Genomic DNA, 23644 nt, shown 5'->3' with positions numbered 1-23644 from the left:
AATAAAAAAAGCCCTGATATTCAGGGCTTTTTTAAGTCATACTTATGCAGATTTTGCTTCTGCAGGTGCAGATAACATATGACCTGTTTCTTCGAAATTAGAATGCCAAGAGAGCGCTTCTGTAAGTAGGTGAGGAGTTTGTCCACCTTTAGCACATGCACGATCGAAATAGTCGTTTAATGCATCTTTATACAATGGGTGAACACAGTTATCGATGATTGCACGTGCACGTTCACGCGGTGCAAGACCACGTAAATCAGCAAGACCTTGTTCAGTAACAAGAACGTCTACGTCATGACCTGTGTGATCTACGTGAGATGCCATCGGCACTACAGATGAAATGTCACCGCCTTTAGCGATTGATTTAGTCACGAAGATTGCGATATGCGCATTACGTGCGAAGTCACCTGAACCACCAATACCATTCATCATTTTTGAACCACATACGTGCGTAGAGTTCACATTGCCGTAGATGTCAAATTCAAGTGCAGTATTGATCCCGATAATCCCTAAACGGCGTACCAATTCTGGGTGGTTTGAAATTTCTTGAGGGCGTAATACAAGTTTGTCTTTGTATTGCTCAAGATTATTGAATACTTTTTCACCATAACGTGCAGAAAGTGTAATTGATGAGCCAGAAGCGAATTTCATTTTACCAGCATCAATTAATTCAAAAGTACAGTCTTGAAGTACTTCTGAGTACATGATGAGATCTTCAAAATTCGATTCTTTAAGACCAGTTAATACCGCATTCGCAATTGAACCAATACCTGCTTGTAATGGACCTAAATTTTTAGGAAGACGTTCTTCAGCCACTTCTTTTTCAAAGAATTCGATTAAGTGGTTTGCAATTGCTTGAGTCTCATCATCTGGTGCAGTGACTGTTGATGGAGAATCATGGAATTCGCTGTTAAATACGATGCCAACAATTTTAGCAGGATCGATATTAATTGCATGTGTACCAATACGCTCATCGACTTGAGTGAGTGGAATCGGCTGGCGTGTCGGACGATAAGATGGGATATAAATATCGTGCAAGCCTTCGAATGCTGGGCTTAAATTTGTGTTAATTTCAACAATTACTTTTTCTGCAAAGATTGCAAAGCTTGCTGAGTTACCTACTGAAGTCGTTGGAATGATGCCACCATCTTCAGTAATTGCTACAGCTTCGATTACAGCAATATCAGGCTTTTTCAATTGTTTATTACGCATTTGTTCAACAGTTTCTGACAAATGCTGATCAATAAACATTACTTCGCCTTTATTGATCGCCTTACGCAAAGTATTATCGACTTGGAAAGGTAGACGACGAGCCAATACGCCAGCTTCAGTTAACTGTTTATCTAAGTCATTACCCAAAGACGCACCAGTGATTAAAGTGATCTTTAAAGGGTTTGTATGAGCGCGTTTTACCAATGCCAATGGAACTGCTTTAGCTTCACCAGCACGCGTGAAACCACTCATACCTACGGTCATGCCATCTTCAATAAACGTTGAAGCTTGTTCAGCTGAAATGACTTTTTCATGAAGTGACTCTAAACGAATGCGATCTAAAGACATGGTTTACTCTTCTCTTGATATTCTGGATCTGGCACCGATTGTACCGATCAAGCGAGCCATTTTGCATACCTGTTAGGCTAAGGTCTAATTTTTTCAAAAAATGCGGATATAAAGATATATTATGGTTTGTAAGATATTGTTTTTTATTTTTAATTTTCATTGTGGTGAATAATTAAACCAATTCAACCGTTCAACTATTCACCATTCATCAAAATCGTTCGGTGATGGTTTGCCTGATTTTATCTAAGGTGCTATTGGTTGAAATATCAGCAACTTGAGGTGTTGAAAGGGGCAGTAGAATGATAGCTTCAAGACCTCCTTCAGGACGATTATGAATTTTTAATTCACCTTCATGAATATCGACAATTCGTTTTACAATGGCTAAACCAAGACCACTCCCTTGGATGGTACGTGCTTCATTGCCACGTACAAAAGGTTGCATAAGGTCTGCAATTTGATCTTCTGGGATTCCATCACCGTGATCAGCAACACAAATTTTTAGATGATCTCCCTCGACTTTCGCACTTAGCTCAATGGGTTCAGCACCATAACGCTTAGAATTATTAATTAAGTTACCAATTAAGCGCTTGAGGGAAAGCGAACGAGCAGTAATCAGTGGGAGTTCTTCTGGTTCAAAGCGAATATCCAGGGGTTTAAACTGAATAACCAATTCTTGCAAAAGGGTATTGATATTGGTTTCTTTTAGGTCTTCATCTGAACCATCACGCATGTAAGAAATAAACTGATTAAGAATGGCATCCATATCATCCACATCAAAGATTAAGCCTTCTTTCAAGAAGTCATCATCTGACATCATTTCAGCACTCAGTCGAATTCGAGTGAGCGGGGTTCTTAAATCATGTGAAATACCAGCCAACATAATTTGACGATCACGTTCAGTGAGCTCCAATGTATAAATCATATGATTAAAGGCTTGGTTGACTTGGCGGATTTCCAAAGGTCCGTGGTTCGTCTCAAGATAGGGGGCTTTTCCAGTTTTACTGTAGCTATTTGCTGCATTTTGCAGTCGGCGTAGTGGGCGATTGAGCTGTCTCACTAAAGTTAAGATAATCATGGCTGAAATCAGCGGTACGCCAAGAAACCATGCCAAAATCAATTCGGGGCTATAATTTGCATAAGTTTTTAACGGTTCTTGAACCCAATTCCCGTTCATTTCTGGGGTTTGAATCCAAATACGTGGGCTAGGTTTAAATTGGAAATAGACGGTGACCTCAGGCACGTCGAGCTCTTTGGCCAAACGTTTTTCAACTTGGTTCGTAAAGAATTCAGCAATGACTTTATCGCGCTGGTTGGGGAACGCAGCAGGGTCTGTAACGTATTCAATTCCAACACGCTGTTTTAACCATGTGTCAACATCAAGTTCAGTGTCACCATGAAAAATTCGAAGGTCGGGGTTGTTGATAATTTCGAGTTCAACCGCAAGGTAGCGTGCATGCTGTTGAATCTCTGGTAAATAGAGGGTTTTCCAAAAAAACCAAAGTGACATAAACAGACTAAAGAACACCACAAAAACAACCAAAACTGTTGTTCGCATTGCAGCGGAGCGCGGCTTGATTTTGTCAAGAAAGCGTTCCCATTTCGTTCGTTTTCGCTCTGAATACGCAACAAATTCATTAAATTTTTGTGGGTCAATAGGATCCAGTTTCACGATCTAACCTGAGAGTTTGGGCTTAAAAAGAATAAGTGCATGTAATTGTTTAATACATAAAATAAAGACCCCGACATCATTGATGGCGGAGTCCATTGTTTAAAAAATTATTCTGCACCATCTGGTACGAATACGTATCCCACACCCCACACCGTTTGAATATAGCGTGCACGAGCCGGATTTTCCTCGATTAAACGACGTAAACGAGAGACTTGAACATCAATAGAGCGTTCCATTGCTCCCCATTCACGACCACGTGCCAAATTCATTAATTTATCACGTGTCAACGGTTCACGAGGATGTTGCACCAATGCTTTGAGTACTGCGAATTCACCAGTAGTTAAGGTCACCACTTGACCCTCACGAGTCAATGTTCGAGTCGATAGATCGAGTGACCAAGGACCAAATGAAACCACTTCAACATTCTGGCTTGGTGCCCCAGGAACCTCACGCACTTGTCGACGTAGTACAGCTCGGATACGAGCTAACAATTCATTTGGGTTGAATGGTTTTGGTAGATAGTCATCAGCACCTGCTTCAAGCCCTGCAATACGATCAGAGTCGCTACCACGTGCAGTGAGCATAATAATAGGCGTGTCAATGTTAGACTGCCTTAAACGACGACAAATGCTCAAACCATCTTCTACAGGAAGCATAAAATCTAAAACGATGAGCGAGAAAAGTTCACGTTGTAATAACCGATCCATTTGCGTGGCATCATGTGCGGTTTTAACCACAAAACCTTTATCTTCTAAAAACCGTTGTAAAAGGGTACGAAGACGCACATCATCGTCGACGACCAGAATGCGCTCAACTCTGTCAGTGTCATTGTGTACTACATCAGTATTTTCAGCAGGTACAACTAAACTCATGATGCACTCCCTTAAAAGTTGTATTTATAAATAGTCATTTGTCTCAGTATAATGCCTAAGTTCTTGTTAAGACTATGTATCAAATTGCTCAAAATTACAATTTTAAGTGTGTTCTGAAACCAAATCACAACATGTATTGACCTGTTTTTAAGCAAATAATTTAAAATAAAATCGCTATTCAATATGAAGCTAATTTGAAGTGGTATTGAAAGCAAAAAATTGACATCAAAATCAGAAAAATAAAGTGATTATAACGAGTTAAATGTTTTAGTTCATTGTCAAAGTGATGACACAATGACGCATTACACTCAAATAATTGATCAGAGATCTCACCAGAAGCTTTTTCTCTGGGAGATAAAACTAGAAAAATTGAGACTTTTATTTAAAATTTCATTGCAAATATTCAAAACAATTGTGGATTTTATAGTCTCGGTCTTTATAATCACTAACTTTTAGTCCTTATCCTTGTGGAATTTAACACGATGACTGACTTAGTTCAGCAGTTGGCAAGTGAACTTGCCGTACGTCCAAACCAAGTAGAAGCTGCCATTAAGCTGATTGATGAAGGTTCTAGTGTTCCATTTATTGCACGTTACCGTAAAGAAGTAACTCAAGGCTTAGACGATACGCAGTTACGTCAACTGGATACCCGATTAACTTACCTTCGTGATTTATTTGAACGCCGTGAAAAGGTCATTGAATCACTGAAAGAACAAAATAAACTCACGGATGATTTGTTAGCTCGCGTCAATGCCGTTGAAACAAAAAATGCATTAGAAGAAATTTACGCACCGTATCGTCCAAAACGCACGAGTAAATCATTTAAAGCAAAAGAGGCTGGTTTAGGCCCAATCGCTGAAAAAATCTATAATGAAAATGTTGAACCTGCAGAAGCTTTAGAAGGATTTAATCATGAAGATTATCCTGATTTAGAGAGTCAATTAGACGCTGTTCAGCATATTCTCATTGATGACTGGGCACAAAATATTGCACTCACGACAGAGCTTAAAGCGATGTTTGCAAAAACAGCAGTGTTAAAAAGCTTAGTTGCTAGTGAAGAGAAAAAAGAAGTTGGTAAAAAATTCCGTGACTACTTCGATTTTTCTGAAAACTTAAACAAAGTTCCATCACATCGCTTATTGGCAATGTTACGTGGACGTCAAGAGAATGTACTCGGTCTAAAAGTTGATGGTGAAAATGATGCTCCTTTGGCGCGCATTGAAACTGAATACAATCTTGATCAAGTTCAACCTCAAGCCCGTCAAGATTTTCTGAAGCAAACTGCAAAATTATTCTGGCTCGGCAAAGTCCGGCCTACAATTGAGCATTCACTTCTGACAGAAAAGCGTTTGGCTGCTGAAGCAGAAGCAATGCAAGTATTTGCAGAAAATTTACGTCATTTACTTTTATCTGCACCAGCAGGTTCACGTACTACTTTAGGTGTGGATCCTGGTATCCGTACAGGTGTGAAATTGGCTGTCGTGAATGCATCTGGAGATGTACTGGCACACAGCACGATTTATCCATTCGCACCTAAAGAAGATAAAGAAGGCTCAATCAATGAATTGGCACGTTTATGTCGTGAATTCAATGTTGAGCTAATTGCTATTGGTAACGGTACCGCGAGTCGTGAAACAGAAGCTGTTGTTGCGGAAATGATGGCTGCTCATGCTGATCTTAAATTAACGCGCGTGTCTGTATCTGAAGCAGGTGCTTCAGTATATTCAGCATCTGAATTGGCTTCACAAGAATTACCAGATTTAGACGTATCGATTCGTGGTGCAGTATCTATTGCGCGTCGTTTACAAGATCCATTGGCTGAACTTGTGAAGATTGATCCTAAATCAATTGGTGTAGGTCAATATCAACACGATGTGAATCAAACAGGCTTGGCAAAAACGCTTGAAGCTGTAGTGGAAGACTGTGTGAACTCAGTTGGTGTAGATGTGAATACAGCATCTTCAGCGATTTTGGGTTACATCGCAGGATTAAACAAATCTATAGCACAGCAAATTGTAGACTACCGTAAAGAGAATGGTCGTTTTGATAATCGTCAAGATTTGAAAAAAGTACCACGCTTAGGTGAGCGTACTTTTGAGCAAGCTGCAGGTTTCTTACGTATTCAAGACGGTTCAGAGCCATTGGATGCTTCAGCAGTTCATCCTGAGTCTTATGGTTTAGTCAACAAGATTGTTGAAGCGAAAGCGACCACTGTAAAAGATATTATTGGCAATACTGAAATCATTCGTCAGGTTAAACCTGAAGAGTTTGTTGATGACAAATTTGGTTTACCAACGATCCAAGATGTTTTGGCGGAGCTTGAAAAACCAGGTCGTGATCCACGTCCAGAGTTCCGTACAGCGAAGTTCCGTGATGACATTACTGAGGTTTCACAACTGACTGAAGGCTTAGAGCTTGAAGGTGTAGTGACCAATGTAACGAACTTTGGTGCATTTGTTGATGTTGGTGTTCATCAAGATGGTTTAGTTCATATTTCAGAACTAGCGAATGAATTTATTTCTGATCCACATAAGTTTGTGAAACCAGGGCAAATTGTTCAAGTGCGTGTGTTACAAGTTGATGTGGAACGTAATCGTGTTAATTTATCGATGCGCCCTGCAGGATCTGAAGCACCTGCGAAGGCACCGCGCCAGCCACGTCGTGAAACTCATGGCCAGCAAGAGCAACGTGGTGAGCGTAAACCACACGCGAAGCGTCCTCAGCAAGCACGTCCACAGGGTGATCGCCCACAACATGCGAAAAAACCTCAGCAGCAGAAACCACAAGAACAGAAGATTGGTGGTTTAGGTGCATTATTATTACAAGCAGGGGTTAAAGGTTCGAAGTAATCTTTAATCAGGTAAAAAACCTCCCATATGGGAGGTTTTTTTATGCTTATGTTTTTAAATAAATGAAGAACATCAAGGTGATTTATTTTAAATGTAAACTTTAAGATGGTATAAAACAACAAGAAAAACTTAATAATCAATTCACTTCAAAATTATTTTTAACTTTATAAGTCATATAATTAAGAGAAATTAAACATGAGTATATCTCAAAATAAAGAGCTGAAACCTCGATTTTATAGTCGTGATTTGCTCTCAGGTCTGGTTGTTTTCCTTGTTGCACTTCCGCTTTGTTTGGGCATAGCTCATGCATCAGGTGCACCACTCATTTCAGGCATTATTGCTGGCGTGATTGGTGGAATCGTTGTTGGTTTTTTTAGTGGCTCACATATCAGTGTATCTGGTCCCGCTGCAGGCTTAGTGGCGATTGTATTGACCCAAATTGAATTACTACAAGGTAATTATCAAGCCTTTTTGTTCACATTGTTTTTAGCTGGAATTTTACAAATATTATTTGGTATTTTTAGGTTAGGTGTTTTCTCAAATTTCGTACCCACCAATGTGATTTTGGGATTGCTTGCCGCGATTGGTCTGCTACTGATTATCAGTCAATTACCTAAATTGATTGGTTTGGATGTCAAAGGCTTTGTTTTGATTGATCAATGGTCAATTCAATCTGTACTGAGTCATATTGATATTGGCTCAGGATTAATTGGTCTAAGTTGTATTGCGTTAATCCTACTGTGGGATAGTAGTAAATTAAAAAAACTGCCGCTGCCTTCAGCCTTGATTGCGGTGATATTTGCTGGACTTCTTAACTTTATCATGTTGAAAATCGGCTCTCCATATGCAGTAAACCCTCAACAATTGATTAATCTTCCGAATATCTTTTCTGGTTCAGAAACGATTTTCCAGTTTCCAGATTTTTCGTATTGGAATAATAGTTTAATTTATACGGGTGCAATTACATTAGCGGTGGTAGCTTCTCTTGAAACACTATTGAATTTAGAAGCTGCCGATAAGATGGATCCACAAAAGCGCTCATCACCACCGAATCGTGAATTATTTGCACAGGGTGTTGGAAACTCTATGTCAGGATTGATCGGTGGTATGCCGATTACCTCAGTCATTGTTCGTAGTTCAGTGAATGCAACCAGTGGAGCTAAAACCAAATTTTCTGCAATCTTTCATGGTTTTTTACTGATTGTTGCAGTGGTGGCGCTCACCCCATTAATCAATGCGATACCGCTATCTTCATTGGCAGCAATCTTAATCTTGACTGGATTTAAATTGGCAACACCAAGCCTATTTAAACGGATTTATGCGCAAGGTTGGAAACAATTTTTACCTTTTATTGTCACGGTAGTTGCAATCATTGCAACTGATTTACTGAAAGGCATCATGATTGGTCTAGTGATCAGTTTATTGATTATCTTACAGAGTCATTTACACCGTGGTGTACGTGTGATCCATGAAAAACACTTGCATGGTTCACTTACCCGTATTGAATTAGCACCGAATTTAAGTTTTTTAAATCGTGCCGCACTCGTCACCGCTTTAGAAAAAGTTAAACCGCATGAAAATGTGCTAATCGATGCATCCAATACCTATTATATTGATCCAGATATCTATCAAATTATTAAGGACTTTCAAAGTGAAGTGGCGGTAAAGCAGGGGATAAAAGTTAATTTACAAGGTTTTAAAGCACATTATCCTGAAATAAAAGAGGACGAGCTCGATCTTGATGTGAGTACGCAAGAACTCCAAAAACAGCTCAGTCCTGATCAAGTTTTACAGATGCTAAAAGACGGGAACTTGCGTTTTATTAATCATCAGCGTTTACACCATAATATTGCTCGCCAAATTCAAGTTACGTCAAATGCAGGGCAACATCCTATTGCTGCAGTGTTGGGTTGTATGGATTCTAGAGCACCGACAGAGCGCATTTTTGATGTAGGAATCGGTGATTTATTCAGTTTGCGTATTGCTGGAAATATTGCTGGTCAAAAAGTCGTGGGCTCTTTAGAGTTTGCATGTAAAACCAAAGGTTCAAAACTGATCGTGGTATTGGGGCATACGGACTGTGGTGCGGTAGGATCTGCTTGTCATTTATTTGAGCAAAAAGTGGATTTGAGTCAACTAAAAGATACACCGAACGTTCAGCATTTTTTGAAGCCGATTATGCAGGCGGCGGAAACAGTCAAAAATGATATGAGTAATTATCAACTTACAACCAATTTTATTGATGCCGTAACTGTGTTAAATGTGCGAAATAATATTAATTATATTATTAAAAATAGTGACACGTTAAGAGACATGATTGAGCGTAAAGAGATTGGGATTGTTGGCGCAATCTATGATGTGAAATCTGGTCAAGTCAACTTTTTATCTTAAATGATCTCATTTCATCAGTAAGTGATATTAAAAACCTCCCAAATGGGAGGTTTTTAATTTATCCATTAATCATGGGGACAATCCAGCTGGTTAAGATCAATAAAATCCCGAGATGACCTAATTTTCGTGAAATTTTTACGAATTTTGGAACTGATTGTTCGATCTTTTGTGCATAGTCTTGTAGGTTGGCAGCTTTAGTTTGGCGGCTATGCCACAAGAATACGGCAAGATCGATACAGATGAGAATAGTTCCTACATCTGCGACTACGTCTAAAACTTTAAATTCTTGAGTATAAAAACCGAGAGTAACTTGATAAATGAGGAATATCGCAAATGCGATGGCTGCACATTGCAGCACTAAAGCTAAACCACGCATAAGTACAAAGCATAAAATCAATAAGATGCAAGGTTTATAACATAACTCTGCCGCCTAACGAATGATCTCAAAATTTTTTTTACGCCTAGATTTGAACCCAATCATGATTAGCACTAAATAAGATTCGGTAAGATCAAGCTGAATGCAATAGTGCCTAAACCTATTTTTGACAAATGATATGCATAAGACTTTGGTGCTTTGGCATGATTCATCTGCTGTTGATCCAATTCAGTTTTATTTTGAGCATCGGCTGGTTTTATGTTGAATCCCAGCTCAAGCAAAATTAAAAATAAACCTAGCTGTAATAAGGTGTCGAATGAGTAATGTTGCTGAATAATCATGCTCATGATTTGAGTAAAAATCAAAACAGCAACTGCTAGAAAAAATAATCTAAAAAAATAAATTTGAGCCATGACAAACTCCTATTTTATGTTTTGATCATGGCATTTAATTCTTAAAGAATAATTAAAATCACACAGTGAAAATGTAACAAGATCATCTCACAAAGTACTTAAATTAACTTGTTCGATCACCAATGTTCGCCAGGAAATAGTCGGGCATATGCACGCTGTACAATGTTTAATTTCTCTTGGCGACCGACAGAAGCAGTAGAGCTTGGAAATAAATTAAATCCAATCGACATCAATTTATTATTAATATCAGGTGCAATTGCATAAGTAATTGATGCAAGCTTTCCAAGACCAGTCGCTACCTTTTTTGGACGGTTCACAATAGCACCAGCGATTAAATCTGCAGCTTGATTCGGTGAAAGTGCTGGCACGTATTTATATATTTTAGTTGGAGCGATCATCGGCGTTCTGACCAAAGGCATGTAGACCGAGGTGATAGCGATATTATGCGCATGGACTTCAGCTGATAGGCAACGGCTAAATGCATCCAATGCAGCTTTTGAAGCGACATATGCAGAGAAGCGTGTAGCATTGGCTAATACACCAATTGAACTAATATTAATAATATGTCCACGTTCACGGTCTATCATATGTGGAAGGATATTTAAAATGAGGCGAACAGCACCAAAATAGTTGAGTTGCATCGTGCGTTCAAAATCGTGAAAACGGTCGATGGACTCATGGACTGCACGGCGAATCGAACGACCTGCATTATTAATTAAAATATCAATATGTGTGACGCTATTGAAGATTTGTTGCGTTACAGCATCGATTGAACTCATATCATTCAAATCACAAGGAAAAATGTCAGCTTTTCCCCCTTTTTGCTCAATCTCATATTTTACTTGTTGTAAAGTTTCCTCAGTTCGTGCCACCAATAATACATGCGCACCTGCCGCAGCCAATTGATGTGCAACAGTTAAACCGATACCACTGGACGCGCCTGTAATCAGAATATTTTTTCCATGGACACGTTTTTTAAAACGCTGTTCTAATTTTTTATTCACTTCATTCTCCCTGTAAATGCAATGAATTGTGGAACACGTATTTTTAAACGTGTCATACAAATCAGCATAGTGGAAAAATGAAAATAAACCATGGCATAAGTTTATGAATTTATTGTAAAAATTAGAGTAAATGCTCTAATTTTTTATTGTGGTAATACGAATAAAATAATTGAAAAAGACGATATGGTAAATGAGGATAAAGCCCCAGTCATGAGGCTTTATTTCTAATGTATTACCAAGATTAAACTTGAGCGAGCGCTTGTTCTAGGTCGGCGATTAAATCGTCAGCATGTTCGATTCCAATAGATAAGCGAACCATATCCGTAGAAACGCCAGCAGCTTTTAACTCTTCTTCATTCAGTTGGCGATGCGTTGTAGTTGCTGGGTGACATGCTAAGCTTTTTGCATCACCGATATTCACCAATCGTGTGAATAATTGTAGGGCATCTATAAAGCGAGTTCCGCCTGCTAAGCCATCCTGTACACCAAATGAAAGAATTGCTGAAGGTTTGCCCTTAACGTATTTCTGAGCTAAAGCATGTTGCGGGTGATCAGGTAGTCCTGCGTAATTTACCCATTTTACTTTTGGATGAGCTTGTAAATATTGAGCAACTTTTAAAGCATTTTCAGTATGACGTTCCATACGTAAACTTAATGTTTCTAAACCTTGCAGGATTAAGAAAACATTTTGTGGGCTAATCGCTGCGCCTGTGTTGCGTAATGGCACGACACGAGCACGTGCAATATAAGCTGCTTCACCAAGCGCTTCGACATAGTTCACGCCGTGATAGCTTGGATCGGGCGTATTTAACGCTTTAAAACGATCTGGATATTTACCCCAAGGGAATTTACCGCTGTCAACAATGATACCGCCGATCGAATTACCATGTCCGCCGATGTACTTGGTTAGAGAATGAACAACAATATCTGCACCAAATTCAAAAGATTTTTGAAGCACTGGTGTAGCAACTGTATTGTCCACAATTACAGGAATGCCAAGTTCATGTGCAAGCTTAGAAATCGCTTCTAAATCAATAATATTGCCGAGTGGATTACCAATAGACTCAACGAAGACTAATTTAGTTTTTTCATCAACAAGTGCTCGCAAACTTTCTGGATTTTGATAATCGAAGAAGCGCACTTCGATCCCTTGTTTTGGTAGCGTATGTGCAAATAAATTATATGTACCACCATAAAGTGTAGATACAGAAGCGATATTGTCCCCAGCTTCAGCAATGGTTTGAATGGCATAGGTAATGGCTGCCATACCTGATGCAAGTGCTAATGCGCCGATCCCACCTTCGAGTGCTGCAATACGTTGTTCAAGCACAGCAGTCGTTGGGTTCATAATCCGTGTATAAATATTCCCAGAGACCTTTAAATCGAATAGGTCTGCGCCATGTTGCGTATTATCAAATGAGTAAGACGTCGTTTGATAAATGGGTACCGCAACTGCTTTAGTCGTTGGTTCAGGTGAGTATCCAGCATGGATGGCGAGGGTTTCGTCCTTATATGTCATTTTGAGATCTTCTTGTGGTTTAAAAATTGTTCAATGAGAATATAGCACCCTAATCATATTATAAAATTTATAAAATATTGAAAAAGTTATCTAAAATTCTCATATGTTGCTCATTTAAAAGCGATATTCTTGTGCACTTTGAATGGTAAGTTTGATGAAAAAATAAACTTGTAACATTCCTTGCAAGTTCGGGCGTATGGCTTATGTTTTTATCGTATTCATCGTATAATGCTCCCTAATTATTTGTCCGCGATTTGTATTTACAGCGGATTTTGTTTTTTTTATAGAGGAGTCCTACGTGGCCCAATATATTTACACGATGAACCGTGTGTCTAAGATGGTTCCGCCTAAGCGCGAAATCCTTAAAGACATCTCTTTATCATTTTTCCCGGGCGCTAAAATTGGTGTTCTTGGTTTAAACGGTGCAGGTAAATCTACCTTGCTTCGTATTATGGCTGGCGTAGATAAAGATTTCTCTGGTGAAGCTCGTGCACAACCAGGTATCAAGATCGGCTACCTTGAGCAAGAGCCGCCATTAGATGAAACAAAAGACGTTCGTGGCAACGTTGAAGATGGCGTTCGTGAAGCACTTGATGCATTAGCTCGTCTTGATGAAGTTTTCGCTGAATATGCAGCTGAAGATGCCGACTTTGATGCACTTGCAAAAGAGCAAGAAAAGCTTGAAGCAATTATTCAAACTTGGGATGCGCATAACTTAAATAACCAGCTTGAACAAGCAGCGGCAGCGTTAAACTTGCCAGCTTGGGATGCTGATGTCACTAAATTGTCAGGTGGTGAGCGCCGTCGTGTGGCACTTTGCCGTTTGCTCTTGTCTAAACCAGACATGTTGCTTCTTGACGAACCGACGAACCATTTGGATGCATCATCTGTTTCATGGTTGGAACGTTTCTTAAAAGATTTCCCTGGTACAATCGTTGCGATTACGCATGACCGTTATTTCTTGGATAACGTTGCTGAGTGGATTCTTGAGCTTGACCGTGGTATGGGTATCCCTTATCAAGGTAATTATTCTTCTTGGTTAGAGCAGAAAAATGCCCGCTTAGAGCAAGAACAGAAGCAAGAAGAATCTTTTGCTAAAGCATTGAAGAAAGAACTTGAATGGGTTCGTTCTAATGCAAAAGGTCAGCAAAAGAAAAATAAAGCACGTATGGAACGCTTTGAAGAGCTTAACTCTCGTGAATTCCAACAACGTAACGAAACGTCTGAAATCTACATTCCACCTGGTCCACGTCTAGGGAACAAGGTTGTGGAAGTTGAAGGTATCAGCAAATCGTTTGGTGATCGTACACTTTACAAAGATTTATCTTTTGTTGTTCCACCTTGTGCGATCGTGGGTATCGTGGGTGAGAACGGTGCGGGTAAAACCACACTATTCCGTATGATGACAGGTGAATTACAACCTGATACAGGTACGGTAACGCTAGGTGAGTCAGTTAAAGTGGCTTACGTGGGTCAGATTCGTGACACCTTAGATAACAATAAAACGGTTTGGGAAGAAGTTTCTGGCGGTTTAGATATCTTACGTATTGGTGAATATGAAATCGCATCACGTGCATATATTGGTCGTTTTAACTTTAAAGGCCAAGATCAGCAGAAGCGTGTAGGTCAATTGTCAGGTGGTGAGCGTAACCGTTTACAACTTGCGAAAATTCTACAAATGGGCGCAAACGTTATCCTTCTCGATGAACCATCGAACGACTTGGATATCGAAACTTTACGTGCGCTTGAGGATGCAATTTTAGTATTCCCAGGTACTGTAATGGTCATCTCGCATGACCGTTGGTTCCTAGACCGTATTGCAACGCACATCTTGTCATTCGAAGGTGAAACACCAGAATTCTTCACAGGAAACTATGCTGAGTTCGAAGAATACCGTCGTAAACGCGATGGCGATGATCTAGTGGCTAAGCGCCAAAAATATCGCAAAATTGGTGGTTAATTCCATCTAATAAAAAAACCAGCCTTCAGGCTGGTTTTTTTATGAATTAATTTTATGAAAATGCTAAAAGACTATAAGCTTGAAGTAGAGTTCTTTTTGCATTTTCATTTCCAGCATTCGCTGATTGGTTCAGCCATTTTTCAGCAATTTGATAATTTCGATCCAAACCTAGTTCACCATTTAAGTAACTCAGACCTAATTGATATTGTGCTTCAGCATTCCCACGTAATGCATCACGTAGGTATAACCACATTTGATTTCGAGGGTTTAAGGATGTGGATGGCTCGAGATTGGATAAATTAGCCGTTCGAGTACGTTTTAGATCAAAGAATAGTGATTGAAATAGTTTTATTATCATTATGGTTCTCCTTGCTTATCCATGCGAAAATGAGATCTATTTCATTAAATTATGCTCTTTTGAAGGTTTTGTCTACTACTCATATATAAAATTTAAATTTATTTAATTTTAAGTCCTAAAAGTTCAAATGAGCTTTTAGGACTGATGAAAATAAACAATTAATTTTCCCATTCGTGATTACATTCACGACATTTCCATTTCTTTTGAGATTGCATGAAGGCTTGCATCGAAATTTTGAAATCTGGTAAATCTTTCCAGAACATCACACCCGCTATCACTGCAATTAAAAATACGATCACAGTTGCAATTTGAAGTGTCTCGCCAGCACCATTACTAAAAATCATCAGTACAACGCTAATAATCACCAATAATAGGAGTAAAAATAGAGTGGGTACGAGGATGATTAAGCTTTTAGGAACATTTGGTCGTACAGCAGGTGCATTGGCACTTGCTAAAGGAAGAATTTTACGACTTTGACATTTAGGGCATTGGTACTGCATGAGCGCTCCGTATTTCTTTTGCTTAATTCTATAACATCGAAACTAAAATCAAAAATGTATAGATGAAAAAAAACCACTGATCGAGGTCAGTGGTTTTTTAGAATTTGGCGTCCCTACGGGGATTCGAACCCCGGTTACCGCCGTGAAAGGGCGATGTCCTAGGCCTCTAGACGATAGGGACTTATGAGGCAACACAGTTAATGCTATAAAAGCAATCTAGGTATCAAGCTAAGTGCTCAATCTGTGTGAGCGCTATATTAGGGATATAACACTCATGCGTCAATAAAAAATTTAATTAAGCTTCATCAACTGCATCATTTTTCGGCAATTTTAAGCTTTCATTCAATTTTTCCCATACTTTAAGCTCTTTTTTACTTGGACCGCCAACGATTTCGAGTGCATGACGCAGGCGAGCAAAAGTCAAATCAGGACCAATGGTCACCATGGTTTGCATCACTGGCGTTGAAGCAGTAGAACCCGCAATGGCAATAAAGAACGCAGGCATAAAGTCACGTAATTTAATTTCCATTTGTGCAGCTAAATCCATTAGCGTTTGGCTAACAGTGTCATTATTCCAAGTAAATAAGCTTTCTAAGCGCCAAATTGCAAATTGTAGGCTTTGACGAACTTGCTCTTCAGATAACTTTTTACTTTCGAATTGTGCTTTAGACAGTGTAGGGAAGTGATTAAAATAATGTGCTGACCAATTCACTGCTTCAGACAATAGGTTAATACGTGGTTGAATTGCAGCCGCAATTTCCTCTAACTTGGCACGATCTGCCTTCCACGCCAATAAAGTATCTAAAAGCTCAGCAGGGCTAAGTGCTTTGATCCATTGCCCGTTTAACCAATTGAGTTTTTCTACATCGAAAATTGGACCCCCAAGCGATACACGTTGGATGTCAAAATTCTCGATCATCTCAGCCAAATTGAACTTTTCGCGTTCATCTGGCATTGACCAACCCATACGACCCAAATAGTTTAATAATGCTTCTGGTAATACACCGATATCTTTGTAGTAATTGATTGAAGTTGGGTTTTTACGTTTAGATAGTTTTGATTTATCAGGGTTACGTAAAAGTGGCATGTGGCAAAGCACAGGCATTTCCCAACCAAAATATTGATAAAGCAATTGGTGTTTAGGAGCAGATGGAATCCATTCTTCACCACGAATCACGTGAGTGATTTCCATTAAATGGTCATCAACAACGTTTGCTAAGTGGTAAGTTGGTAGGCCATCGGTTTTCAGCAGAATTTGCATATCAACTTGTGCCCATGGGATTTCTACTTCACCACGCAGTAAGTCATTAAATTTACAAATCCCTTCTTCAGGTACTTTCATGCGAATAACATGCGGTTCGCCAGCCGCTAAACGTCTTTCAACTTCTTCTGGCGTATGTTTTAGACCACGACCATCATAACGAGGAGATTCACCACGTGCTTGTTGTTCTGCACGCATTTGATCTAATTCTTCAGCAGTGGCAAAACAATAGAATGCATGACCTTTTTCAACCAGTTCTAACGCATATTTTTTATAAATATCCATACGTTCAGATTGACGATATGGCGCATGAGGGCCACCCACATCTGGACCTTCTGACCAATTTAAACCTAACCAGCGCAATGAATCGAGAATCATTTTTTCTGATTCAGGTGTTGAACGGAGTTGGTCTGTATCTTCAATACGTAAGATAAATTCACCGCCATGCTGTTGAGCAAAGCATAGGTTAAATAATGCGATATAAGCAGTACCTACATGGGGGAAACCTGTAGGAGATGGTGCAATACGAGTACGAACTGTCATAGCCAGAAAAAGTTATCAAATAAAAATTGGTTTTATTATAGCAAAAAGCCCAGTGGCTTAATGATTAATTCATTAAATCGGACTGGGCTAAATTTGGCTCAATTGGGGAGATTGAGAAAAATGGTGCTTAAGATGTGTGCTGAGGAAATAAACTTTGTAAAAAACGCGAAAACTGTTGGTGTTGCGATGCTAGAAAGTTTTGCGTTGGAGCATTCTTAATAGAGGTGATCACTTTAATCTGATCCATCTCTGAAGAAGGTTTGTTCTCAGCACGTTCACGTTTTTGTTGAGTCAATGCGCGTTCGATAGGTGTTAAAGACTTTTCAGCAACACTAGAGTTTTGTAGTGATTTAGCAGGGTTTTGTAACGCTGCTGCATGTGTCTGGCTCATACCAAAAACACATAAAGTTAAGCTTAACGCTTGTAAATAGCACAAATTCATTTCAATTTTCCCCTATTTTGAATTTATTGTAAGAGTAATTAGGTTTACATTTTAAACATAAAATTCACAAAAGTACAAATGCATCACACTTTCTTACAATTTTTATTCAACAATCCTTAAGTTACTCAACCTGTAGCTGAAATAAATTTTGCCTCTTTTTATCAATAAAATATGGAGATTCGGTGAAGATATGATGTTATGCGGTAAATTTTAAAGAAAATTTAAGTGATAAAAATGCAATTCTTATGAAGAAAATATATATTAAATTTAGATATTTACAATGATTTAATTCGTCTATTGAATACATTGTGACTGAAGTATATAAAAAATATAGTGCAATTCATAAATGTAATAAAAAAGAGATTTTAATGAATAAGCACTTTTTCAATAAATTATTGGGCACAATGAGTCTTGGAGCATTGTTGTTCAGTATGACTGCACAGGCGAATACATCATTTTTAAATGTTTCTTATGATCCCACTCGCGAATTTTATCAAGAATATAACCAAAGTTTCGGTGAGTTTTGGAAAAAACGTACTGGTCAAGACGTGCAATTTAAGCAATCTCATGGGGGATCTGGGAAACAAGCACGTGCTGTAGCAACAGGATTACAAGCAGATGTTGTGACCCTGGCACTTGCAAATGATATTGAAGAAATTGTAAAAGCAGGTTATATCAATAAAAATTGGCAAAAAGAATTTCCAAATAATTCAGCACCCTATACATCTACCATTGTTTTTTTAGTAAAAAAGGGCAATCCAAAAAATATCAAAGATTGGAATGATTTAGTCAAACCAGGTGTTGAGATCATTACCCCGAACCCAAAAACAGGTGGTGCGCCACGTTGGATTTATTTATCTGCATGGGGCTATGCACTTAAACAGCCTGCTGGAAATGATGCCAAAGCTCGTGAGTTAGTCAAACGATTATACAAAAATGTCAAAGTGTTAGATTCAGGAGCCCGTGGATCACTCACGACTTTTGCTGAACGTGGAATTGGTGATGTTTTACTGTCTTGGGAAAATGAAGCGCTCTTAGCGACGCAAGGTTTGGGGCAAGATAAATTTGAAATTATTTATCCATCCATTTCAATTCTAGCTGAGCCTTCTGTTGCCATCGTAGATAAAACCGTAGATAGAAATGGGAATCGTAGTCTCGCAAAAGGATATCTTAACTATCTGTATTCACCTTTGGGCCAGGAATTAGCAGCTAAACATAATTTTAGACCACGTAATGAAAAAATCGCAGCTAAATACAGTGCTAAATTTCCAAAGGTACAATTATTTACCATCGATAAAGTGTTCGGTGGTTGGGCGAAAGCGCAACAAACTCACTTTGTAAATGGCGCGATTTACGACCAGATTTCAGCAGAAAAATAATCTATTTTTAGAACTTATGTGAATGGATCGCGACATGCTATCCATTTTTTTTAAGGAATACATAAAATATTATATATTTGAATATAGGCTGTATTTAAGACGATTTATGAATTAATTCATAAGCTTGAAAGAGAAAATGGCGGCAATATAACGTAAATCACATCTCCAAATTAAATTGATGAATATGATTTTATTTCATATATTTAGACTAATTATGTATATCTAGATTTTTTGACTATGAAAACTCAATTTAAAGCCTTGCTTACAGCGGGCTTACTCGCAACAGGTTTATCGTTCAGCGTATCTTCTCAAGCAGCACAACGTGATTTCCTGAATGTATCTTATGATGCGACTCGTGAATTTTATGATGAGTTTAATCAGTCATTTGGTCAATATTGGCAGTCAAGAACTGGAGTGAAAGTCAACTTTAAACAATCTCATGGTGGCTCAGGTAAACAAGCACGCTCTGTGGTTGATGGCTTGAAAGGCGACGTTGTCACCTTGGCTTTGGCAAATGATATTGAAGAGATTGTAAAATCGGGTCAAATCAATAAAGGATGGCAAAAAGAGTTCCCTTATAACTCTGCACCTTATACATCAACTATTGTTTTTATGGTGCGTAAAGGTAACCCTAAAAAAATTCAGGATTGGCAAGATCTTGTTAAGCCGGGTGTAGAAATCATCACACCAAACCCTAAAACAGGTGGTCTACCACGCTGGGTATATTTATCAGCTTGGGGTTATGCACTCAAACAACCAGGTGGTAATGAAGCGAAAGCAAAAGACTTTGTCGGTAAGATGTACCATAACGTCAAAGTGATGGACTCTGCGGCGCGCGCTTCTATGACGACATTTGCTGAGCGTAAAATTGGCGATGTGTTGCTCACTTGGGAAAATGAAGCACTGGTCACTCAAAAAGCCTTGGGCAAAGATCAGTTTGATATTGTTTATCCATCTATTTCTATTTTGACAGAGCCTTCTGTTGCAATCGTTGATCGTACTGTAGATAAAAATGGCAATAAATGGTTGGCAACTGGCTATATCAACTATTTATATTCACCATTAGGTCAGGAGATGGCTGCTAAGCATTTCTATCGTCCGCGTAATGCTGAAGTGTTAGCAAAATACTCAAAACAATTTCCTAAGTTAAAAACATTCACCATTGATGAGGTTTTCGGTGGTTGGGCAAAAGCACAACAAGCACATTTTGTGAATGGTGCGATTTTTGATCAGATTTATAACAGTCGTCGTTAATATACTGAAGTAATTGAAAATTAATAAAAAAGCCTCCAAGTGAGGCTTTTTTATTTGAACATTCCAGTGAATGAAACGGTTTTGCCTATAGAAAGTAAAATTTACCTACAAAAAGTCGTTTGGAGCTTTATTAAAACAAGGTAATAATGTGCAGTTAAATTTTTAGATGTTCTGAAACGTTATTATGTCGCATATTTCTGTATTACTTCATGAAACTGTAGATGCTCTATTGGGTGGGCGTAATACAGGGATTTATGTAGATGGCACCTTTGGTCGAGGAGGTCATACTCGACTTCTCTTGTCTAAATTAGATGAACATTCTCGTGTCTATGCCTTTGATAAAGATCCGCAGGCTTTGGCTGTGGCTGCTCAGTTAGAACAAGAAGATCCAAGATTTACCATTATTCATGCAAGTTTTGCAGATATTAAAACAGCCCTAAATCAACGCGGTGTTGAAACTGTCGATGGTGTTATGGCAGATTTGGGTGTGTCATCGCCACAGCTTGATCAGGCCGAACGTGGTTTTAGCTTTATGAAAGATGGTCCACTGGATATGCGAATGGACAACTCTCAGGGCCTAACTGCAGCGCAATGGTTGGTGGAAGTAGATGAAGAGCATTTAGCGAATATTATTTTTCAGTATGGCGAAGAACGATATAGCCGCCGCATTGCGAAAGCGATTAAAGCAGCAGGTTATATTGAGACGACAGGTCAATTGGCTGAAATTGTAAAAGTTGCCCATCCGAAATGGGAAAAAAATAAGCATGCTGCGACACGTACATTTCAAGCAATTCGAATTGAAATCAATAAAGAATTAGAAGATGTGCATGCTTTTTTACCTGAAGCGCTGGAGATGCTTCATAATGGAGGTCGATTAGCGGTCATCAGTTTCCATTCCTTAGAAGATCGAATTATTAAACAATTTATTCAAAAAGAGTCGACTTTAGCTGAGGATGATGGTTGGGGCTTACCTCAGAAACCTAAAGAAACTCGTCGTTTGAAAAAAATTGATCGCGTACGCGCGAGTGAAGAAGAAGTGAAACAAAATCCGCGTTCTAGAAGTGCTTGGTTGCGAGTTGCAGAGCGTATAAATTTTAAAGGCGAATAATGAAAAAGGAAAAAGACGTAGAACAACAGGAACCTGTAGCAACGCCCTTGGTGCGTAAAAAAATACTGATTTATAGCATTTTAACCGCTATGGTCATGGTGAGCGCATTTATGGTGGTCTATCAGGTCTATTCTTATCGTCAAGATTTTCGTGAATTCAATACGCATATGCGTGAGCTTGAAGACATCAATGCTGAATGGGGTCGTCTACTTATTGAGCAACAGACATTTGGAGCGACTGCACAGATTGGGACACGTGCAGTGACACAATTACGTATGTATTCACCACCAACATCACAGACTGTGGTGATTTCACTTCCTGCTGAAACCGCGAAAAATCAATAGGCACGCTGAATGGTTGATAAAAGCAAAACAAAACAAACACGTAAAAAACAGCAGCCCATTACACAGAAAAGAACCGTTGCTGTAGATATGTGGCGTTTCTATTTAATGTGGGGCTTAGTCCTGACATTTTTTGTGGTATTGGTTGCACGTGCCTTTTATGTTCAAATTGTGAACAAAGACTTTTTGCAAAATAAAGCCAACGCAAAAATTTTACGTACTGAAAAATTAAGTGCGATGCGAGGGGTTATTAGCGACCGTAATGGTGTGCCATTAGCAATTAGTACACCGATTATGAAGGTGGTGATTGATCCTCAACATTATTTTGAAACTAAAGCAACTTTTGATGAAATCACTGAAGAGTTAAAAAAGAATCCAACCAGTCGAAAATTAAAAAATCAGTTACCACAGGAAAACCTGAATTTAGATGAGCTAGCAGATGCAGTTGGGCTGGATCGAGCTGACCTCAAAAAGCGTGTTCAAGATCGAGCTCGTTCACGTTATTTAGTATTGAAAAAAGAAGTACCACCTGCTCAAGCGGCTCTGTTAGCACAACGCAATTTTGCTGGCGTATATTCTGAAAAATCATATAAACGTTATTACCCACAACCACAACCCAACTCTCAAATCATTGGTTTAACCAATACCGAGGGAACAGGGATTGAAGGTTTGGAGATGCAGCTGAATAAGCGGCTTGCAGGGGTCAATGGCGAACAGAAAATTGTACGTGATAAGCATGGTAACCGTGTTCAAGTTCCAGAAGTTATTAAAGAAGTTGAAGCTGGGGAAAATATTACACTGAGTATTGATTCTCGATTGCAATACATTATGTATCGAGAGCTTACCGCGGTAGGCGTGGCAAATAATGCACGTTCTGCTACAGCAATTGCGGTCGATGTCAAAACCGGTGAAATTCTAGCGATGACCAGTTGGCCGTCGTATAACCCGAATGATAAAAAAAGTTTATCCAATAAAGATGCAATGCGAAATCGCGGTGCAGTTGATTCGTTTGAACCAGGTTCGACGATGAAACCATTAACGGTGGCGATGGCGCTTGAAAGTGGTAAGTACACTGCAAACTCAGTCGTTAATACCACGCCAGGGTCGATGCGTGTCGGTAATCATACGATTCGTGATACACATAATTATGGAGCGCTTACTTTAGGTGGCATTATTCAAAAATCCTCCAACGTAGGTGTAGCGAAAATTGCCTTATCTTTGCCTTATCCGACTTTACCAACGTTCTATAAGCGTCTTGGTTTTGGACAGCGTTCGGCTGTTAAATTCCCTGGTGAAAGCCCAGGTCTGATCTTACCGCCAAGTAAATGGAATATTTCAGAAGTTGCAACCATGTCCTATGGATATGGTCTCAATGCCACGGTACTGCAATTGGCAGACGCTTATGCCATGCTGGCAAATAAAGGGAAGAAAGTCCCTTTAAGTTTGTACAAGTTGGATGAGGCTCCTCAAGGTGAACAAATGATTGATCCTAAAATTGCGGATCAAGTCTTGTTAATGATGGAGACAGCAACATTACCAGGCGGTACAGCGACTCGTGCTCAAATACCAGGTTATCGCGTTGCAGGTAAAACGGGTACAGCACACAAATTACGTGCTGACCGTAAAGGTTATTCGACCAATGAATATCGAGCTTTATTTGCAGGTGTTGCACCTGTAAGTGATCCACGTTTGGCGATGGTCGTCGTGGTCGAAAATCCAAAAGGCACATATTATGGTGGAACTGTATCAGCACCTGTTTTCGCAAAAGTAATGCAGGAATCGCTGAGACTATTAAACGTACCGTTGGATAAACCCTTAGATACTCCAAAATCCATTCCATAGGTG

19 protein-coding genes and 1 tRNA gene are annotated in these 23644 nt (G+C 39.1%); 8 read left to right on the top strand and 12 right to left on the bottom strand.

Annotated elements, in window-relative coordinates:
- Positions 1-42: 42 nt before the first annotated feature.
- From scpC to ompR, 3 genes are all read right to left on the bottom strand, one after another.
- Entirely contained in the window at positions 43-1560 is a 1518-nt protein-coding gene (gene scpC / locus AC1M85_RS13445; RefSeq protein WP_092767310.1) for a succinyl-CoA:acetate CoA-transferase ScpC, read from the bottom strand.
- 208 nt (positions 1561-1768) lie between these two features.
- A complete protein-coding gene (locus AC1M85_RS13440) occupies positions 1769-3229 on the bottom strand; it encodes an ATP-binding protein (protein WP_092767308.1) in 1461 nt (486 codons plus the stop codon).
- Positions 3230-3336: 107 nt separating this feature from the next.
- Complete coding sequence (gene ompR / locus AC1M85_RS13435; protein ID WP_035263934.1) at positions 3337-4101, bottom strand: osmolarity response regulator transcription factor OmpR; 765 nt, start codon at positions 4099-4101, stop codon at positions 3337-3339.
- Between the two features lie 482 nt (positions 4102-4583).
- Between ompR and AC1M85_RS13430 the strand changes: the two genes are divergently transcribed.
- Together AC1M85_RS13430 and AC1M85_RS13425 are read left to right on the top strand one after the other, a co-directional pair.
- Positions 4584-6950, top strand: coding sequence for a Tex family protein (locus tag AC1M85_RS13430; RefSeq protein WP_481597459.1), 2367 nt, complete (start codon positions 4584-4586; stop codon positions 6948-6950).
- 195 nt (positions 6951-7145) lie between these two features.
- The gene (locus AC1M85_RS13425) at positions 7146-9341 is read left to right on the top strand and encodes a bifunctional SulP family inorganic anion transporter/carbonic anhydrase (protein ID WP_488213230.1); all 2196 of its coding nucleotides are present in this window, start codon (positions 7146-7148) and stop codon (positions 9339-9341) included.
- 58 nt (positions 9342-9399) lie between these two features.
- On the opposite strand, the gene AC1M85_RS13420 is transcribed toward AC1M85_RS13425, so the two are convergent.
- From AC1M85_RS13420 to AC1M85_RS13405, 4 genes are all read right to left on the bottom strand, one after another.
- Complete coding sequence (locus AC1M85_RS13420; protein WP_092767300.1) at positions 9400-9717, bottom strand: hypothetical protein; 318 nt, start codon at positions 9715-9717, stop codon at positions 9400-9402.
- A gap of 113 nt (positions 9718-9830) precedes the next feature.
- Positions 9831-10130, bottom strand: coding sequence for a hypothetical protein (locus AC1M85_RS13415; RefSeq protein ID WP_035263939.1), 300 nt, complete (start codon positions 10128-10130; stop codon positions 9831-9833).
- Between the two features lie 116 nt (positions 10131-10246).
- Positions 10247-11134 (bottom strand): SDR family NAD(P)-dependent oxidoreductase, encoded by an 888-nt coding sequence (locus tag AC1M85_RS13410; RefSeq protein WP_092767298.1) that lies wholly within the window; start codon positions 11132-11134, stop codon positions 10247-10249.
- 241 nt (positions 11135-11375) lie between these two features.
- Positions 11376-12653, bottom strand: a complete 1278-nt coding sequence (locus AC1M85_RS13405) for an O-acetylhomoserine aminocarboxypropyltransferase/cysteine synthase family protein (protein WP_035263942.1) — start codon at positions 12651-12653, stop codon at positions 11376-11378.
- A gap of 298 nt (positions 12654-12951) precedes the next feature.
- Here AC1M85_RS13405 and ettA point away from each other — a divergent pair, with 298 nt between their 5' ends.
- Positions 12952-14613 (top strand): energy-dependent translational throttle protein EttA, encoded by a 1662-nt coding sequence (gene ettA / locus AC1M85_RS13400; RefSeq protein WP_035263944.1) that lies wholly within the window; start codon positions 12952-12954, stop codon positions 14611-14613.
- 52 nt (positions 14614-14665) lie between these two features.
- On the opposite strand, the gene AC1M85_RS13395 is transcribed toward ettA, so the two are convergent.
- From AC1M85_RS13395 to AC1M85_RS13375, 5 genes are all read right to left on the bottom strand, one after another.
- Positions 14666-14971 carry an SEL1-like repeat protein gene (locus tag AC1M85_RS13395; RefSeq protein ID WP_051586493.1) on the bottom strand — a complete coding sequence of 102 codons (306 nt, stop codon included), beginning with the start codon at positions 14969-14971 and terminating at the stop codon, positions 14666-14668.
- A gap of 158 nt (positions 14972-15129) precedes the next feature.
- Positions 15130-15471 (bottom strand): zinc-ribbon domain-containing protein, encoded by a 342-nt coding sequence (locus tag AC1M85_RS13390; protein WP_035263946.1) that lies wholly within the window; start codon positions 15469-15471, stop codon positions 15130-15132.
- A 105-nt stretch (positions 15472-15576) separates the two neighbouring features.
- Positions 15577-15652 (bottom strand) — tRNA-Glu (locus AC1M85_RS13385).
- 114 nt (positions 15653-15766) lie between these two features.
- Complete coding sequence (gene gltX, locus AC1M85_RS13380) at positions 15767-17275, bottom strand: glutamate--tRNA ligase (protein WP_481589160.1); 1509 nt, start codon at positions 17273-17275, stop codon at positions 15767-15769.
- Positions 17276-17402: 127 nt separating this feature from the next.
- On the bottom strand, positions 17403-17717 hold the full coding sequence (locus tag AC1M85_RS13375) for a hypothetical protein (protein ID WP_092767291.1): 315 nt from the start codon (positions 17715-17717) through the stop codon (positions 17403-17405).
- Between the two features lie 404 nt (positions 17718-18121).
- Between AC1M85_RS13375 and AC1M85_RS13370 the strand changes: the two genes are divergently transcribed.
- The 5 genes from AC1M85_RS13370 (at position 18122) to ftsI (ending at position 23641) form a co-directional block, all read left to right on the top strand.
- On the top strand, positions 18122-19096 hold the full coding sequence (locus AC1M85_RS13370; RefSeq protein ID WP_488213885.1) for a sulfate ABC transporter substrate-binding protein: 975 nt from the start codon (positions 18122-18124) through the stop codon (positions 19094-19096).
- 237 nt (positions 19097-19333) lie between these two features.
- The gene (locus tag AC1M85_RS13365) at positions 19334-20350 is read left to right on the top strand and encodes a sulfate ABC transporter substrate-binding protein (protein WP_481589159.1); all 1017 of its coding nucleotides are present in this window, start codon (positions 19334-19336) and stop codon (positions 20348-20350) included.
- A 184-nt stretch (positions 20351-20534) separates the two neighbouring features.
- Positions 20535-21458 (top strand): 16S rRNA (cytosine(1402)-N(4))-methyltransferase RsmH, encoded by a 924-nt coding sequence (rsmH, locus tag AC1M85_RS13360; RefSeq protein WP_481590426.1) that lies wholly within the window; start codon positions 20535-20537, stop codon positions 21456-21458.
- A complete protein-coding gene (gene ftsL / locus AC1M85_RS13355) occupies positions 21458-21802 on the top strand; it encodes a cell division protein FtsL (protein WP_035263955.1) in 345 nt (114 codons plus the stop codon). Before rsmH ends, ftsL begins: the two co-directional genes overlap by 1 nt.
- 9 nt (positions 21803-21811) lie before the next feature.
- A complete protein-coding gene (gene ftsI, locus AC1M85_RS13350) occupies positions 21812-23641 on the top strand; it encodes a penicillin-binding protein PBP3 (RefSeq protein ID WP_035263956.1) in 1830 nt (609 codons plus the stop codon).
- Positions 23642-23644 lie beyond the last annotated feature (3 nt).

Source organism: Acinetobacter sp. 24-47-64 (assembly GCF_057737055.1).
Note: the sequence above shows the minus strand (reverse complement) of the source record. Positions and strands in the feature narration are given on the sequence as shown.